This window comes from Microbacterium sp. MEC084, assembly GCF_004514465.2.
Taxonomy (GTDB): domain Bacteria; phylum Actinomycetota; class Actinomycetes; order Actinomycetales; family Microbacteriaceae; genus Microbacterium.
In genome coordinates, this window is the sequence record NZ_MYFP02000002.1 from 292,303 (window position 1) to 305,860 (window position 13,558).

The window sequence follows — 13,558 nt, forward strand, 5'->3', positions numbered from 1 at the left end:
ATGACGGATGCCGTCACGCTCGCCACGGTGGACGCCTGGCTCCGGCGCTTCGCGGCCGAGACCGCCGAGCAGGCCGCGTGGCTCACCGAGCTGGACTCGGCGATCGGCGACGCCGACCACGGCACGAACCTGGCACGCGGCATGGCCGCCGTGGTCGAGAAGCTCGACGCGGCGCCGCCCGCGGACATCCCGGCGCTGCTGAAGGCGGTCGGGATGACGCTCATCTCCAAGGTCGGCGGGGCCAGCGGATCGCTGTACGGCTCGTTCTTCCTCGAGGCTGGCAAGGCCGCGGCCGGAGCCGACGACCTGGACGGCCGCGCCCTGGAGGCCGCGCTGCGGGCGGGCGTGGGCAGCATCGTCGCGCGAGGCAAGGCGGAGCCGGGCGACAAGACCATGCTCGACGCGCTGCTGCCGGCGGTCGACGCCCTCCAGGCCGCGCTGACGTCAGGATCGGCGCTGGGAGACGCCGTGTCCGCGGCATCGGACGCCGCGGCGGCGGGGCGCGACGCGACCGAGCCCCTCGTGGCCCGCAAGGGCCGCGCGTCGTACCTCGGCGAGCGCAGCGCGGGTCACCTCGACCCGGGTGCGGCCTCCTCCGCGATCCTCGTCAAGACGCTGGCCGACACGGTGACGGCCGCGTGATCGGCCTCGTGATCGTCTCGCACAGCGAGCCGCTCGCCCGGGCGACCGTGGACCTGGCGATGCAGATGGTGCACGGCGATCCGCCGCCGGTGCGGCTCGCGGCGGGCGCGGCCGACGGGTTCGGCACGGATGCCGTCGCGATCGCCGACGCCATCGACGCGCTCGCCGACGCGGACGGCGTCGTGGTGCTGACCGACCTCGGCTCGGCCGTGATCAGCGCGGAGTTCGCCCTGGACCTGCGCTCCAGCGGGCATCCCGTGCGGATCAGCGACGGCCCCCTCGTGGAGGGGACGACGGCCGCGCTCGTGCGGGCGGCCGGCGGCGGCACGCTCGACGAGGTCGCCGCGGAGGCGGACGGCGCGCTGGGCGCCAAGCGGCGCGGCGACGCCGAGCCCGCCGGCTCCGAGCCGGACGACGACGACGGCGGCGACCGGGCGTCCGCCGAGGTGACGATCCGCAACCGCCTCGGCCTGCACTCGCGCCCGGCGGGCACCTTCGCGCGCGCCGCCGCGGGCTTCGCCTCCGACATCCGGGTCACCGACCTCACGGCCGGGAGGGGCCCCGCGAACGCCGCCAGCCTCGTCGCGCTCCTCGCCCTCGGCGCCACCGGCGACCACGTCGTGCGGATCGAGGCGACGGGCCCCGACGCCCGCGAGGCGGTGCAGACCCTGGAGGACCTGATCGAGGGGGGATTCGGGGAGATGCCCGAGGGCTGACGCCGGGCGTCCGGGTGCCTAGCGGCCCTTTTGGGTGCGCAGAAGGGCACATCCGCACCGGATCGCGCGGGACCACCGGGGCACTGTCGGTGCGTCGAGGGATACCCTGGACACCTTGCCCGGAGGAGCACCATGTTCGACAGCCCGCTCTCGAGCTCGGCGTACGAGGTTCTCGGCGTCGAGCCGACGGTCGACGAGGCGGAGCTGCGCCGCGCGTACCGGCTGCGGCTGCGGCAGACGCACCCCGACACCGGCGGCGACGCGACGATGTTCATCCAGGTGCAGCGCGCCTGGGAGCTGATCGGCACGCCCGAGGGCCGTGCGGCGTACGACCGGGGCCACGGCTTCGCGGCCGGGAGCGACACGGGCGCCGTCTGGCGCGGATGGAGCACCCCGACCGCGCGTGCGGACACCCGCCCGCGCGCCCGGTCGTACGGCCACCCCGGGGGCTGGCGTCGCGAGCGGTACCTCGAGCTGATCCGCGAGTGGGCGGGCCGCGGCGTGGAGGTCCCGGATCCCTACGACCCGGCGCTGGTGCGCGGGGCTCCGCGGGAGCTGAAGCGCATGTTGGCCGACGCGCTGGCCGAGGAGGCCACGGCGCGCACGATCGCCGACCTCGGCATGGGGTTCACCGTGTGGCACGACGTCGCGATCGGCGACGACCCGGAGGACAAGCTCGACCACGTCGTCCTCAGCCCGTCGGGCCTGTACGGCGTGATGTCCGAGGACTTCGGGGATGTCGTCCGCTTCCGGCGCGGCGAGATCATCGGCCCCGACGTGGGCCCCCACGCGCCGATCGCCGGCCTGCTGCGTCGGATGCGCGTGGTGTCCCGCGCCGCCCGGGTGCGATTCGGAGGCGCGGTCCTGGTGCTTCCGGACGAGGACCTCGCCCAGGCGATCTCGCCGCTCGGCACCGTGCGCGGCGTGCCCGTGTTGGTCGTGGGACGCAGCGCCCTCCGCACCGTCCTCCGCGGCGGGGTGCCGGGCGCGCGCCCCATCGGCGGCAACGAGCTGTTCGACGTCCGCACGCGCCTGCAGAGCACGATCCGGTTCGTCTGAGCGGGGCCACGCGCGGTGGCGCTCAGTCGGCGGCGTCGGCCCGCTCGAACGTCTCGCGGCGCTCCTCGAGGTCGATCTCCTCGGTCGTCACGGACTTCGTGCCGTTGTAGACGTCGCGGTCGATCTCGTTCGTGTTCTGCGCCACGAGCATGGCCACGAGGGTGTCGCCGTTCACGTTCAGGAACGTGCGCAGCACCCCCGTGAACCAGTCCACCGCGATCAGCAGGCCGACGGCCTCGATCGGAAGGCCCACCGACGTCGCGAGGAACATCGCGACGACCGGGAAGCCGCCCGGGACCGTGATCGTGCCCATGTTGAGCAGGATGGCGAGCGCCATCCCGAGCACGACCTGCCCGATCGTGAGGTCGACGCCGCCCGCCTGCGCGAGGAACAGCACGACGATCGTGTAGTTCAGCACCGCGCCGCACGAGCCCATGGTCATGCCGATCGACAGCGTGAAGTCGGCCACCCGCCGGCTGATGCCGACCTTCTCGACCGCGTTGCGCAGCACGGTCGGGAACGTCACGGATGCGGGTGATCTCACCGCGCGGATGTGACCTCGGCGGGACCGGTGTGATCTCGGCGCGCGACGCGCTATGCGCGCGCGGCGCGGCGGCGGGCGATCGCCATCCAGGCGCGCATCAGCTGCGGCACGACGAGGTAGACCGCGAGCGGCACGACGACGAGCGTGAGGACGAACGCCCGCAGGATGGGCGACCAGTCGGCCGAGAACGGGGCGATCGCGTAGAACCCGAGCGTGACGAGCGGGAAGATCGCGATCCAGGTGATGACTGCGCGGACGTGGACCGAGGGCGGGGCGACGGGGGTCTGGTCGCGCAGGTGCGCCACGCGCTGCCGCAGCTCGACGACCGCGCCGCGGCCGACCTGCTGCTGTCGATCGTCACGCTGGCCGACGGATGGCAGGTCTTCCGCTCGGTCGAGCACCTCTACGCGGGCGATGCCGCCGGCACCCCCGAGCGCGCGGCCCGGCGACGCGAGGTCGTGGTCGCGAGCGTCGCCGCGATCGTGGAGTCGCTCACCACCCCTTGACAGCCGTCCCGAACCGGTCGGCGGCGAACGCGGGGATGGGCTTCGCCTCCGGCTCGGTCACGAAGTCGGCGAGCACGCGGCCGATCGCCGGAGTGAACTTCGCGCCCTGACCCGAGAAGCCGGCGCCGAGGATGAGCGGGCCGCGGCGGTCCAGGACGAACGCCTCGTCGGGCGTGGTGGTGTACGTGCAGCTCACGGCCGCGAACCGGTCCGGGTCCGTGCCGATGAGGTACTCGCGGGCGTATCGCCGCAGGTGCTCCATCATCTTCGGCTCGTACTCGTAGGAGCGGTCGTCCGGGTCGACGTGCGGGCCGACCGCGTGCCATCCGGCCTTGACTCCCTCGCCGGGCGTGAGCATGCCGTAGATGTTGGAGTGCCAGTAGTCGTACTGCGGATCGCCGAGCGCGCGCACGTGGTTGAAGCTCGGCCAGTCGGCCTCGTGGTCGGTCACGGCGAAGTGGGCGGGCTGCTCCTGGGTCACGATCAGGCGCGGGTACGACACGAGGCCGCCGACGAGCTTGTCCGTCCACCCGCCCACCGTGACGATCACCTGCTCGGCGAGGTAGGTCTCGCCCTCCGTCACGACTTCGACCGCGCCGCCGGACGTCTCGCCGATGCGCAGAACGCGTGCCCCATGCCTCACGCGGCCGCCGCGCTCCACGGCGACCGCCTGGAAGGCGGCGATCGCGCGCTCGGGGTTCAGCCGCCCGCCGTCGGGCGTGTACAGCACCTTGGTGTCGAACGCGATGCCGCGCCAGCGCTCGCGCGCCTCGTCGACCGCGAGCCACTCCGCGGCGATGCCGTGCGCTCGCAGGATGTCCGCGTGGTCGTCGGGGACGCCCTTGCCGTGGTTGGTCTGGCCGACCAGATCCAGGATGTCCGCGCCCGACTCGGACTCGAGCTCGCGCCACAGCCGCCCGGCCTCGGTCACGAGCTCGAGGTAATGGGGCTGGGTGTACCCGACGTTGAAGTTGCGGGTGGCCCCGTGCGAGGCGCCGTGGTGGTGAAGCTGCTCGAAGCGCTCGAGCAGCAGGACCTCGCGGCCGCGCCGCGCCAGCTGCCACGCCGCTGCGGACCCCATCAGTCCCCCGCCGATCACGACCGTCTCGATGCGCTCCGTCACGGCCCCAGGATGCCACGGGCGCGGCCCGGGCCCGCCACTGCGGGCCCGGGCCGGCAGTGCGGCTCAGTCGAGGACGGCGTACGCCTCGACCTCGACGAGGACGTCGGGCTCGAAGAGGTAGTCGACGCCGATGGCCGACACCGGCGGGAGCGGGTTCGGGAGCTTCAGCTCCTCGGCGACGAGCTCGAGGCCCGCCGCGAACTCGGGGGACTTCTCCGGCTGCCAGTCCTTCAGGTAGAACCGCAGCCGCACGACGTCCGCGAACGTCGCGCCGGCCGCGGCGAGACCGCGGCCCGTGTTGCGGAGCGCGTGGGCCAGCTGCCCCGCGAGGTCCCCCGTCGCGATCCGGTTCCTAGGTGTCATGCACGAAACCGCCGCCGCCCCCGCCCAGCTCACTCCGGAGCACCGAGAGCTGCTGGCGCAGGTGCTCGACAAGTGGTCCCTGCAGGTGCTCGAGACCTTGTGCGAGCGCCCGCGACGCTTCAGCGAGCTGCGCCGCGAGATCCCCGCCGTGACGCAGAAGTCGCTGACCACGACGCTGCGCCGCCTGGAGCGCAACGGCATGATCGATCGCGTCGTGATCGCCACGCGTCCGGTGGCGGTCGAGTACCGCATCTCGGCGCTCGGCAAGACGCTCCAGGACCTCATCGACGCCCTGTGGGCGTGGACGACGGCCACGCTCCCGCAGGTCGAGCGCGCCCGCGACCACTACGACGCCGAGGTCGGCGCCTGAGGGGCGGCGTCGATACACGGATGGATTCGAGTCCGCGGGTCCGGTCTGACTAAGGTAAGGGTTGCCTAATTAGGCATTCATCCCCCTCACCCGGAGATTCCCACCATGCCCCAGCTCCGTCGCGCCGCAGTCGCCCTGGCGCTCGCCCTCCCCCTGACCCTCGCCGCCTGCTCGTCGCCCGCCGCGACGTCCGCCGCGCCCGCCGAAGCCGACGCCCCCGAGAGCGTGACCGTCGAGCACGCCATGGGCACCACGGATGTCGAGTGCTCCCCGCAGCGCGTCGTGACCCTGGGCCAGGGCGAGACGGACAGCACCCTCGCGCTCGGCGTGACCCCCGTCGGCGTCGTCTCGCCGTGGACCGAGGACTGGTACGACTACCTGCCCGCCGAGGTCGAGGAGGCCGAGGTGGTCGGCACGGAGATCGAGCCCGACCTCGAGGCGATCGCCGCGCTCGAGCCCGACCTGATCCTCGGCTCGAAGCTGCGCCACGAGGCGCTCTACGACCAGCTGTCGCAGATCGCCCCCACCGTGTTCACCGAGACCATCGGCGTGGCCTGGAAGGAGAACGTCGGCCTCTACGCCGAGGCCCTGTGCTTCGAGGACGAGGGCGCCGAGATCGTCGCCGCCTACGAGGCCCGCGCGGCCGAGATCGGCGCCGCGCTCGACGAGGCCGGCCAGGGCGACACCGAGGTGTCGATCATCCGCTTCATGCCCGACCAGGTGCGCATCTACCTGACCGGCTTCCCGGGCTCGGTCGTCCGCGACACGGGCCTGCAGCGCCCCGAGGCGCAGACCGTCGCGGACTGGGAGGCCTCGGAGCAGCTCATCGAGATCTCCGAGGAGCGCATCCCCGAGATGGACGGCGACGTCATCTTCGAGATGGTCTCGGCCGACCACTACGCCCAGCAGGGCACCCAGACCGTCGACGAGCAGATCGAGCGCTGGACCTCGACCGAGCTCTGGCAGGGCCTGTCGGCCGTGAAGGCGGGCAAGGTCGTCGAGGTGGACGAGAGCCACTGGAACCTGGGCGGCGGCATCGGCGCGGCGAACGCGCTGCTCGCCGACCTCGAGGCGTACTTCGCCGAGGCGGAGTGACCGCTCTCGACGCCGCGACGGGCGCGCCCGGGGTCTCCCGGGCGCGCCCCGACGCGTCCCGCCGGGTGCGCGCGGTCGTCGTCCCCGTGGCGCTGGTCGCGGTGCTCGCCGTCGCGGTGTGGTGCAGCGTCGCCATCGGCTCGGTGTTCGTGCCGCTCGGCGCGGTGGTCGAGGCGGTCCTGGGCGCGCGCAGCAGCGAGGCGCACCTGATCGTCCAGGATCTGCGGTTCCCGCGCACCGTGTCGGGGCTGGTCGCCGGCGTCTGCCTCGCGGTGTCCGGCGTGCTGCTGCAGGGATCCACCCGCAACCCGCTCGCCTCCCCCACCCTGCTCGGGATCACCGCGGGAGCCGGCTTCGCCGTGGTGGTCTTCATCGCCCTCCTCGACATGCCCTCGACGTGGGCCGTGTGGGTCGCGTTCGCCGGCGGTGGCGCCGCCGCCGGCCTGGCCTTGGCCCTCGCCGGCACGGGCCGCGACGGCCTGTCGCCCCTGCGGCTGACGCTGTCGGGCGCCCTGGTCTCGCTGCTGCTCTCGGCCTGGACGCAGGCGATCCTGGCGCTGAACGAGGCGAACGCCGACGAGGTGCGCCACTGGCTCGCCGGCTCCCTGGCCGGCGGCGACTCCGCCGCCTTGCCGCCGCTCCTGCCGCTCCTGGCCGTGGGGCTTCTCGCCGCCGCGCTCCTCGCCCGGCCCCTCGACGCGCTCTCGCTCGGCGATGAGGCCGCGATCGGCCTCGGCCAGCGCCCCGGACGCGTGCGCGTGCTCGCCGGCATCACGGCCGTGGCGCTCGCAGCGATCGCGGTCGCGGTCGCCGGCCCCATCGCCTTCCTCGGGCTGATCGCCCCGCACCTGGCGCGCTTCCTGATCGGCGGGCGCCACATCCACGTGCTCGTCACGTCGGCGCTGCTCGGCCCGGTCATCCTGCTGGTCGCCGACATCGTCGGCCGCGTCGTCGCTCCCCCATCAGAGGTGCAAGCCGGCGTGCTCACCGCCATGCTCGGCGCGCCCTTCCTGATCCGCATCGCCGCGCGCGCCCGGGGGATGTCGTGAGCGCGCCCGCGGCCGCGCGGCGCCGCGCCCGCGTCGCCGCGCCCGCCGTGCTGGCGGTCGCGATCGCGGCCCTCGTCGTCTTCGGCCTGGTCGACGGGTCCAAGCCCATCCCGGTGCTCGACGCGCTGCGCGCCGCGATCGGCCTCGGCGACGGCGGCAGCGCGTTCATCGTGCAGGAGCTGCGGATGCCGCGCGTGGTCGTCGCCGCGCTCGCCGGCGCGTGCCTGGGCGGCGCCGGGGCCCTCATGCAGGGCCTGATGCGCAATCCGCTCGCGTCGCCCGACATCCTGGGCGTCACGGGCGGGGCCGCCCTGGCCGCGGTCGCCGCCATCGGCGCCGGACTGCCGCCCGCGTCACTGCCCCTCGCCGCCGGCGTGGGAGCGGCCGCCGCCGTGACCGTCATCCAGCTGCTGACGCGGCACACGAGCGGCAGCAGCACGCGGCTGGTGCTGGTCGGCATCGGCGTCCACGCGATCGCCGGCGCCGCGACCACGCTCGTGGTGGCGCGCATCGACCCGCGCCGCCTCGGCGCCGCCGAGGTGTGGCTGTCGGGCAGCCTCCACGCACGCGACTCCCTGCACGTCGCGATCGTGGCTCTCGGGGCGATCCTGCTGCTTCCCGTGGCCTTCGGGATGCTGCGCGCGCTCGCGGTGGTCGAGCTGGGCGACGACATCGCGATCGGCGCCGGGGTCCCGGTGCGGCGCACGCGCGCGGCGGTGCTGTTGGTCTCGGCGCTGCTGGCCGGCGTCGCGGTCGCGGTCACGGGCCCGCTCGGGTTCGTGGCACTCGGCGCTCCGCACATCGCGCGACGCCTCGCGGGGCCGATGTCGGCGGCCACGTTCTCGGTCTCGCTGCTGGTCGGCGCCGCCCTCGTGCTCGGCGCGGACGCGCTCGGCCAGCGCCTGCTCGAGGACGCGGACCTGCCGGCCGGCGTGATCACGGCCGCGCTCGGCGCGCCCTACCTCCTCTGGCTCCTTCACCGAACGGGACGACGATGACGACCGATCAGCTCACCCCCACCCGCCGACCCGCGCCGCCCGCCGACGTCCGCGTGGAGTCGCTCCGCGTCGGGTACGGCGCGGCGCCGATCGTCGACGGCATCGACCTCGCGGTGCCGACCGGCGCCGTCAGCGCGATCGTCGGCCCCAACGGGTGCGGCAAGTCGACGCTGCTCAAGACCATGGCCCGCGTGCTCTCGCCCGACGCGGGGCGCGTGCTGCTCGACGGCGAGTCGGTGCACCGGATGTCCACGCGCCGCGTGGCGCGCCTGCTCGGCCTGCTGCCCCAGAGCAGCGCGGTCCCCGAGCAGCTCACCGTGCGCGACCTGGTGGAGCGCGGCCGGTTCCCGCACCGCGGGATGTTCACGGCGTGGACGGCCGACGATCGCACGGCGGTGTCGGACGCGCTCGAGGCGACCGGCATGACCGAGCTCGCGGACCGCCCGGTCGACGAGCTCTCGGGCGGCCAGCGGCAGCGCGCGTGGATCGCGATGGTGCTCGCCCAGCAGACCCCGATCCTGCTGCTCGACGAGCCCACCACCTACCTCGACCTGGCGCACCGGCTCGAGATCCTGCGCCTGCTGCGCACCCTCAACCGCGAGCGGGGCGTGACGGTCGTGATGGTGCTGCACGACCTGGTCGAGGCGTGCCGCTACAGCGACCACCTGATCGCGATCCGCGACGGGGCGATCTACGCCTCGGGATCCCCCGCCGAGGTCATCACGCCCGAGACCGTCTCCGCCGTGTTCGGCGTCGACTGCGTCACGATCCCGGACCCCGTGTCGGGGATGCCGATCGTGGTGCCGACCGAGCCGGAGCTCGCCGAGAGCGACACGAGCTCGTAGCTCGCGGGCGCGCCGATCGTGCCGCCATGGGCGCAGGACGTCCGCCGCGGTGCGTTCCCGACGCGACGCACGCGCACGAGGTGCTCGGGCCGGCCGTCCACCGCGATGCGGACGACGCGCTCCTCTCCGGGCGCGTCCGCGGCTCCGAGCACCCGGACAGCGTCGATGCGCGCCTCGGCGAGCTCGCGCCGGAGGAAGTACGCGGCGGCCTGCTGCGCGGCCGGGACCCCGCACTCGCCGCGCCAGCGCTCGAGGTCGAGCTCCCCGGCCGTGATCGCGGCCGCCACGCGCTCGACGTCGGCGGCCGTCAGACCGCCGTGATACTGCCCGCCCGGCAGCGTCACCACGTTGGCTGCGAACCGGTCGCCGCCCACGTGCGTCGTCTCCCACACCCGACCCGGCATCGCGGCGCTCAGCGCCACGGCCACCGGTCGCCCGAGCCGCGCGCAGCACACGTCGCGCCGACCGTGCGTGCACACCAGCACGACGGGCTCGGAGGGATCGACCGCCGCACCGAAGCCCGGCGCGACGCCGTCGGCGAGCGTTGCCAGATCCAGCTCGGCCAGCTCGTCCAGGTCGGCCGCGTCGCGCGTCTCGGCCCAGCCGCGCGCGCCGCCGCGGCCCGCGACGACGATCGTCCGCCCCGCGCGCCGCCGGTCGCGCACGCGCCGGATGAACTGCACGCGCACGCCCCGCTCCTCGGCCGCCTCGAGGACGCCGCGCGCGAGGTTGGACAGGTCGCCCGGGAATCCGCGCGACGGCCACGGGCCGGGATGCTCTACGAGCAGCCACGTCGAGATGACCTCGGGCGCGGACGCGAAGATCGGCTCCTGCTGCTCGGCCCGGATCGCCGCGCACCACGACGACGGATCCGTGCGGTCCGGCGCGGTCACCACGATCGCCCGGAGTCGCCTGACATCCGCGAACGGGGCGGCGCGGTGGACGCACGCGGGATGAGCGTCGGCAGCGCGCGGCGGATCGTTCCCGGTGGCGTCGACGGGTCCAGGAGATCGAACGCGGTCGTGGCGATCTGATCGAATGGAGTCGCAACCGACGTGAGCGGCGTCGGGAGCCGCGCCGCGAGCGGGATGTCGTTGTACCCGACGATCGAGAGCTCCCTGCCGGGAAGCAGCCCCAGGTTGCGTCCGGCGCCGATGATTCCGACCGCGAGGTTGTCGTTTGCCGCGAAGATCGCCGTAGGCGGGTCGGGACGGTCCAGCAGCGCCCGCCCCGCATCGATCCCGTCATCGACGCCGAAGCCCGTCGTCAGGATGCGATCGTCGCGGATCTCGATCCCCGCCTCTGCGAGTGCACGCTCGGCTCCTCGGCGACGATCGCGGCCGCTCGACGTGAACCACGGGCCCGTCACGATGGCGATGTCGGTGTGCCCGAGGTCGATCAGGTGGCGGACAGCGAGGTACCCGCCCGTCTCATCGTCGCCGAGCGAGGAGGGGCTGACACCGTCGGTGCGCAGCACGAGGACGTGCGCGATGCCCCGCTCGCGAAGGGCGGCGGGGAGTGCGTCGTCGATGCGCGCCGTCGCGAGGATGAGGCCGTCGACGTTGCGATCGAGCAGAATCTCGGTCGCGCGCCGCTCCTCGTCGGGGTCGTCTCCGCACGTGGCCACGACCGCGAAGGAGCCGTGCCGGCGCGCGGTGCGCTCGATCGCCTCGAACATGAGGGCCATCACGGCGTCCGTCAGACGCGGGACCAGCACACCGATCGTCCCAGTGGCGCCACGGCGCAGGCTGGAGGCGAAGACGTTGCGTCGGTACCCGAGCTGCTCGGCCGCGGCGCGGACCCGCTGTGCGGTGGCGGACGCCGAGGGAGGGGTGCGCTCGTCGAGGATGCGGCTCACGGTCGAGATGCTGACGCCGGATGCCTCGGCGACATCACGCAACGTCACCACGCGTCGCGCACCGCTCGCCTCGATACCCATGCGCCGCCTCCCCTCCCGAGTGTATCCATGCCGGTCAGAAACCTTTGCAGGAACGATTTCAGGTCACCCCTTGACAGCGAAGGCCGTGCCACGGGATGCTTGCAATCGTTCCTGCAAACGTTCCCGCTAACGATTGCACACGGTCGAGGACCGGCTGCCGATCATCGCCGGGATCACGAAGGAGGGCAACAAGACCGCCGCCCTCGAGGCGAAGGATGCCGCCGACGCCGGCGCCAAGGGCGCCCTGGTCTATCCGTCGCACGGATGGCTGCGCTTCGGCTTCCAGCCGGGCGCCCCGCAGACGCGCTACCGCGCGATCTGGGAGGAATCGGGTCTCGAGGAGATCCTGTTCCAGTACCCCGACAACACGAAGGCGTCGTACGACCTCGACACCCAGCTCGAGATCGCCGCGCAGCCCGGCGTGAACCACACCAAGAACGGCGTGCGGAACATGCGCCGCTGGTACACCGAGATCCCCGCCCTGCGCGCGGCCCACCCGGACCTCCAGGTGCTCTCGTGCCACGACGAGTACCTGCTCCCGACGATGTTCGACGTCGACGGCCTGCTGGTCGGCTACGGCAACATCGCACCCGAGCTGCTCGTCGAGCTGATCGCGGCGGGCAAGGCCCAGGACTACGCCGCCGCGCACGCGATCCACGAGCGCCTGCTCCCGGCCACCAAGAACGTGTACCACCGGGGCTCTCACATGGAGGGCACGGTCGCGCTCAAGTGGGGCCTCGTCAACCGTGGCATCCTCGATCACGCGACGGTCCGCGAGCCGCTGCTCCCCCTCGGTCCCGGCGCCGACGCCGAGATCGCGGCCGCCTTCGCCGAGGCGGGTCTCGGCAAGGTCGCCGTCCCCGCCTGATCCACACCCGGGGCGACGGTTCCCCCGTCGCCCCGGCCCGAGCCGAGCGCATCGGCCCGACGCCGCGGGAAAGCGGCACCCGAGTCACCGAAGACCGCGCGGCCCCCGCCGCGACTCCGATGGAGGAGCCCCCATGACCGCTCACACCCGACACACATCGACCACCCCCGGCACCGGCTACGGACGCCTCTCGACGCAGACGATGAGGACCATCGTGGAATCGAGCAGGCGCCGCCGCACGTTCTGGCAGCAGCTCGCGCTGATCGGCCCTGCGTTCGTCGCCGGCGCCTGGCAGTTCGGGCCCGGCAATCTCACGACCGCGGTCCAGGCGGGCGGTGCCTACCAGTACACCCTCATCTGGGTCATCGTCGTGTCGACCATCCTGATGATCTTCCTCACCGACATGAGCGTGCGTCTCGGCATCAAGTCGCCCGTGTCGCTCATCACGTCGATCAAGGAGCACCTCGGCGGCTGGGTCGGCGTGCTCGCAGGCGTCGGCGTGTTCCTCATCACGCTGTGCTTCTCGGTGGGCAACGCCGTAGGGTCCGGGCTCGGCCTGTCGATGCTCTTCGGCGGCAACCCCGTGATGTGGACCGTCTTCTGCACGATCGGCGTGGCCGCGCTGCTGGTCCTGCGCAATGTGTACCGCGTGATCGAGAAGGTGCTGATCGTCATCGTCGCGCTCATGGCGATCGCGTTCGTCGCCAGCGCGTTCGTCTCGCAGCCCGACTGGGCGGCGGCGGGATCCGGCCTCGTGCCGGTCGTGCCGGATGGCGCGTGGCTGCTGCTGATCGCCCTCGTGGGCACGAACTTCTCGATCAACGCGGCCTTCTACACGTCGTACGGGACGAAGGAGCGAGAGCGCACAGAGGACGACTACCGCGACATCACGATCGTCGACACGATCCCCGGGATCATCGCGCCCGGAGTGATGACCGCCCTCGTGATCGTGGTCGCCTCCGCAGTGCTCGGCCGCACCGGCGAGCAGGCGGCCACGATCGTGGCCCTCGCGGGCGTCTTCGAGCCGCTCGCCGGCCCGGTCGGCTCCACCGTGTTCGCCCTCGGATTCTTCGGCGCCGCGTTCTCCTCGATGATCGCGAACGCGACGGCCGGCGGCACGATGCTCTCGGACGCCCTGGGGCGCGGTGCGTCGTCGAGCTCGCGCACAGCCAAGCTCGTGAGCGGCGCCATCCTCGCGTTCGGCGTCGCGGTCGCGCTGATCTTCCAGGCCGCGCCGATTCAGCTGATCGTGATCGCGCAGGCCCTGACCATCCTCGTCGCCCCGGTGCTCGCCGTGCTCATCGTCGTGATGGCGAACCGGCGGAGCCTCATGGCCGAGATGCGCAACACCTGGTGGCAGAACCTGTTCGGCGTCGTCGGTCTGATCGCCGTGCTGGCGCTCTCGATCCGGCTGATCTCGAGCTTCGTCGGAGGCTGATCG

At 73.2% G+C, this 13,558-nt stretch carries 16 protein-coding genes and 1 pseudogene; 11 read left to right on the forward strand and 6 right to left on the reverse strand.

Annotated features, from left to right (window positions below; translation table 11 throughout):
- From dhaL to B5M43_RS04045, 3 genes are all read left to right on the forward strand, one after another.
- Positions 1–642 carry a dihydroxyacetone kinase subunit DhaL gene (gene dhaL / locus B5M43_RS04035; protein ID WP_055987821.1) on the forward strand — a complete coding sequence of 214 codons (642 nt, stop codon included), beginning with the start codon at positions 1–3 and terminating at the stop codon, positions 640–642.
- Complete coding sequence (locus B5M43_RS15270) at positions 639–1,358, forward strand: HPr family phosphocarrier protein (protein WP_134745985.1); 720 nt, start codon at positions 639–641, stop codon at positions 1,356–1,358. Before dhaL ends, B5M43_RS15270 begins: the two co-directional genes overlap by 4 nt.
- 132 nt (positions 1,359–1,490) lie before the next feature.
- Positions 1,491–2,417: a nuclease-related domain-containing protein gene (locus tag B5M43_RS04045; protein WP_134745984.1), complete on the forward strand. Its 927-nt coding sequence runs from the start codon at positions 1,491–1,493 to the stop codon at positions 2,415–2,417.
- A gap of 22 nt (positions 2,418–2,439) precedes the next feature.
- On the opposite strand, the gene B5M43_RS04050 is transcribed toward B5M43_RS04045, so the two are convergent.
- The gene (locus B5M43_RS04050; protein WP_230667631.1) at positions 2,440–2,961 is read right to left on the reverse strand and encodes a dicarboxylate/amino acid:cation symporter; all 522 of its coding nucleotides are present in this window, start codon (positions 2,959–2,961) and stop codon (positions 2,440–2,442) included.
- 50 nt (positions 2,962–3,011) lie between these two features.
- Positions 3,012–3,266, reverse strand: coding sequence for a hypothetical protein (locus tag B5M43_RS04055; protein ID WP_230667633.1), 255 nt, complete (start codon positions 3,264–3,266; stop codon positions 3,012–3,014).
- On the opposite strand from B5M43_RS04055, the gene B5M43_RS04060 reads away from it, so the two are divergent.
- The gene (locus B5M43_RS04060; RefSeq protein ID WP_134745983.1) at positions 3,258–3,467 is read left to right on the forward strand and encodes a hypothetical protein; all 210 of its coding nucleotides are present in this window, start codon (positions 3,258–3,260) and stop codon (positions 3,465–3,467) included. The genes B5M43_RS04055 and B5M43_RS04060 overlap by 9 nt on opposite strands.
- On the opposite strand, the gene B5M43_RS04065 is transcribed toward B5M43_RS04060, so the two are convergent.
- Together B5M43_RS04065 and B5M43_RS04070 are read right to left on the reverse strand one after the other, a co-directional pair.
- A complete protein-coding gene (locus B5M43_RS04065; RefSeq protein WP_134745982.1) occupies positions 3,454–4,590 on the reverse strand; it encodes an FAD-dependent oxidoreductase in 1,137 nt (378 codons plus the stop codon). The genes B5M43_RS04060 and B5M43_RS04065 overlap by 14 nt on opposite strands.
- Positions 4,591–4,653: 63 nt before the next feature.
- On the reverse strand, positions 4,654–4,953 hold the full coding sequence (locus B5M43_RS04070) for a Rid family hydrolase (protein WP_230667635.1): 300 nt from the start codon (positions 4,951–4,953) through the stop codon (positions 4,654–4,656).
- Here B5M43_RS04070 and B5M43_RS04075 point away from each other — a divergent pair.
- From B5M43_RS04075 to B5M43_RS04095, 5 genes are all read left to right on the forward strand, one after another.
- Entirely contained in the window at positions 4,952–5,323 is a 372-nt protein-coding gene (locus B5M43_RS04075) for a helix-turn-helix domain-containing protein (RefSeq protein WP_134747338.1), read from the forward strand. The genes B5M43_RS04070 and B5M43_RS04075 overlap by 2 nt on opposite strands.
- A 105-nt stretch (positions 5,324–5,428) precedes the next feature.
- Positions 5,429–6,418, forward strand: a complete 990-nt coding sequence (locus tag B5M43_RS04080) for an ABC transporter substrate-binding protein (protein WP_134747335.1) — start codon at positions 5,429–5,431, stop codon at positions 6,416–6,418.
- A complete protein-coding gene (locus tag B5M43_RS04085; protein ID WP_205829568.1) occupies positions 6,415–7,467 on the forward strand; it encodes an iron ABC transporter permease in 1,053 nt (350 codons plus the stop codon). The genes B5M43_RS04080 and B5M43_RS04085 overlap by 4 nt, the downstream gene beginning before the upstream one ends.
- Positions 7,464–8,465, forward strand: a complete 1,002-nt coding sequence (locus tag B5M43_RS04090; protein ID WP_230667637.1) for an iron chelate uptake ABC transporter family permease subunit — start codon at positions 7,464–7,466, stop codon at positions 8,463–8,465. Before B5M43_RS04085 ends, B5M43_RS04090 begins: the two co-directional genes overlap by 4 nt.
- Entirely contained in the window at positions 8,462–9,310 is an 849-nt protein-coding gene (locus B5M43_RS04095) for an ABC transporter ATP-binding protein (RefSeq protein WP_134746498.1), read from the forward strand. The genes B5M43_RS04090 and B5M43_RS04095 overlap by 4 nt, the downstream gene beginning before the upstream one ends.
- 272 nt (positions 9,311–9,582) lie before the next feature.
- Here the strand turns inward: B5M43_RS04095 and B5M43_RS15275 are convergent.
- Positions 9,583–10,206: pseudogene (locus B5M43_RS15275) on the reverse strand (sucrase ferredoxin); the annotation flags it as partial.
- Entirely contained in the window at positions 10,200–11,249 is a 1,050-nt protein-coding gene (locus B5M43_RS04105; protein WP_134746502.1) for a LacI family DNA-binding transcriptional regulator, read from the reverse strand. The pseudogene B5M43_RS15275 and the gene B5M43_RS04105, both read right to left, overlap by 7 nt.
- Positions 11,250–11,382: 133 nt before the next feature.
- Here B5M43_RS04105 and B5M43_RS04110 point away from each other — a divergent pair, with 133 nt between their 5' ends.
- A complete protein-coding gene (locus B5M43_RS04110; RefSeq protein ID WP_230667639.1) occupies positions 11,383–12,117 on the forward strand; it encodes a dihydrodipicolinate synthase family protein in 735 nt (244 codons plus the stop codon).
- Positions 12,118–12,250: 133 nt separating this feature from the next.
- Complete coding sequence (locus B5M43_RS04115) at positions 12,251–13,555, forward strand: Nramp family divalent metal transporter (RefSeq protein WP_082542878.1); 1,305 nt, start codon at positions 12,251–12,253, stop codon at positions 13,553–13,555.
- Positions 13,556–13,558 lie beyond the last annotated feature (3 nt).

Bases quoted from the DNA above. Each gene is read 5' to 3' on its own strand.
- dhaL (WP_055987821.1), top strand. From the start codon at position 1: ATGACGGATGCCGTCACGCTCGCCACGGTGGACGCCTGGCTCCGGCGC.
- B5M43_RS04045 (WP_134745984.1), top strand. From the start codon at position 1,491: ATGTTCGACAGCCCGCTCTCGAGCTCGGCGTACGAGGTTCTCGGCGTC.
- B5M43_RS04075 (WP_134747338.1), top strand. From the start codon at position 4,952: ATGCACGAAACCGCCGCCGCCCCCGCCCAGCTCACTCCGGAGCACCGA.
- B5M43_RS04070 (WP_230667635.1), bottom strand. From the start codon at position 4,953: ATGACACCTAGGAACCGGATCGCGACGGGGGACCTCGCGGGGCAGCTG.
- B5M43_RS04080 (WP_134747335.1), top strand. From the start codon at position 5,429: ATGCCCCAGCTCCGTCGCGCCGCAGTCGCCCTGGCGCTCGCCCTCCCC.
- B5M43_RS04095 (WP_134746498.1), top strand. From the start codon at position 8,462: ATGACGACCGATCAGCTCACCCCCACCCGCCGACCCGCGCCGCCCGCC.
- B5M43_RS04105 (WP_134746502.1), bottom strand. From the start codon at position 11,249: ATGGGTATCGAGGCGAGCGGTGCGCGACGCGTGGTGACGTTGCGTGAT.
- B5M43_RS04115 (WP_082542878.1), top strand. From the start codon at position 12,251: ATGACCGCTCACACCCGACACACATCGACCACCCCCGGCACCGGCTAC.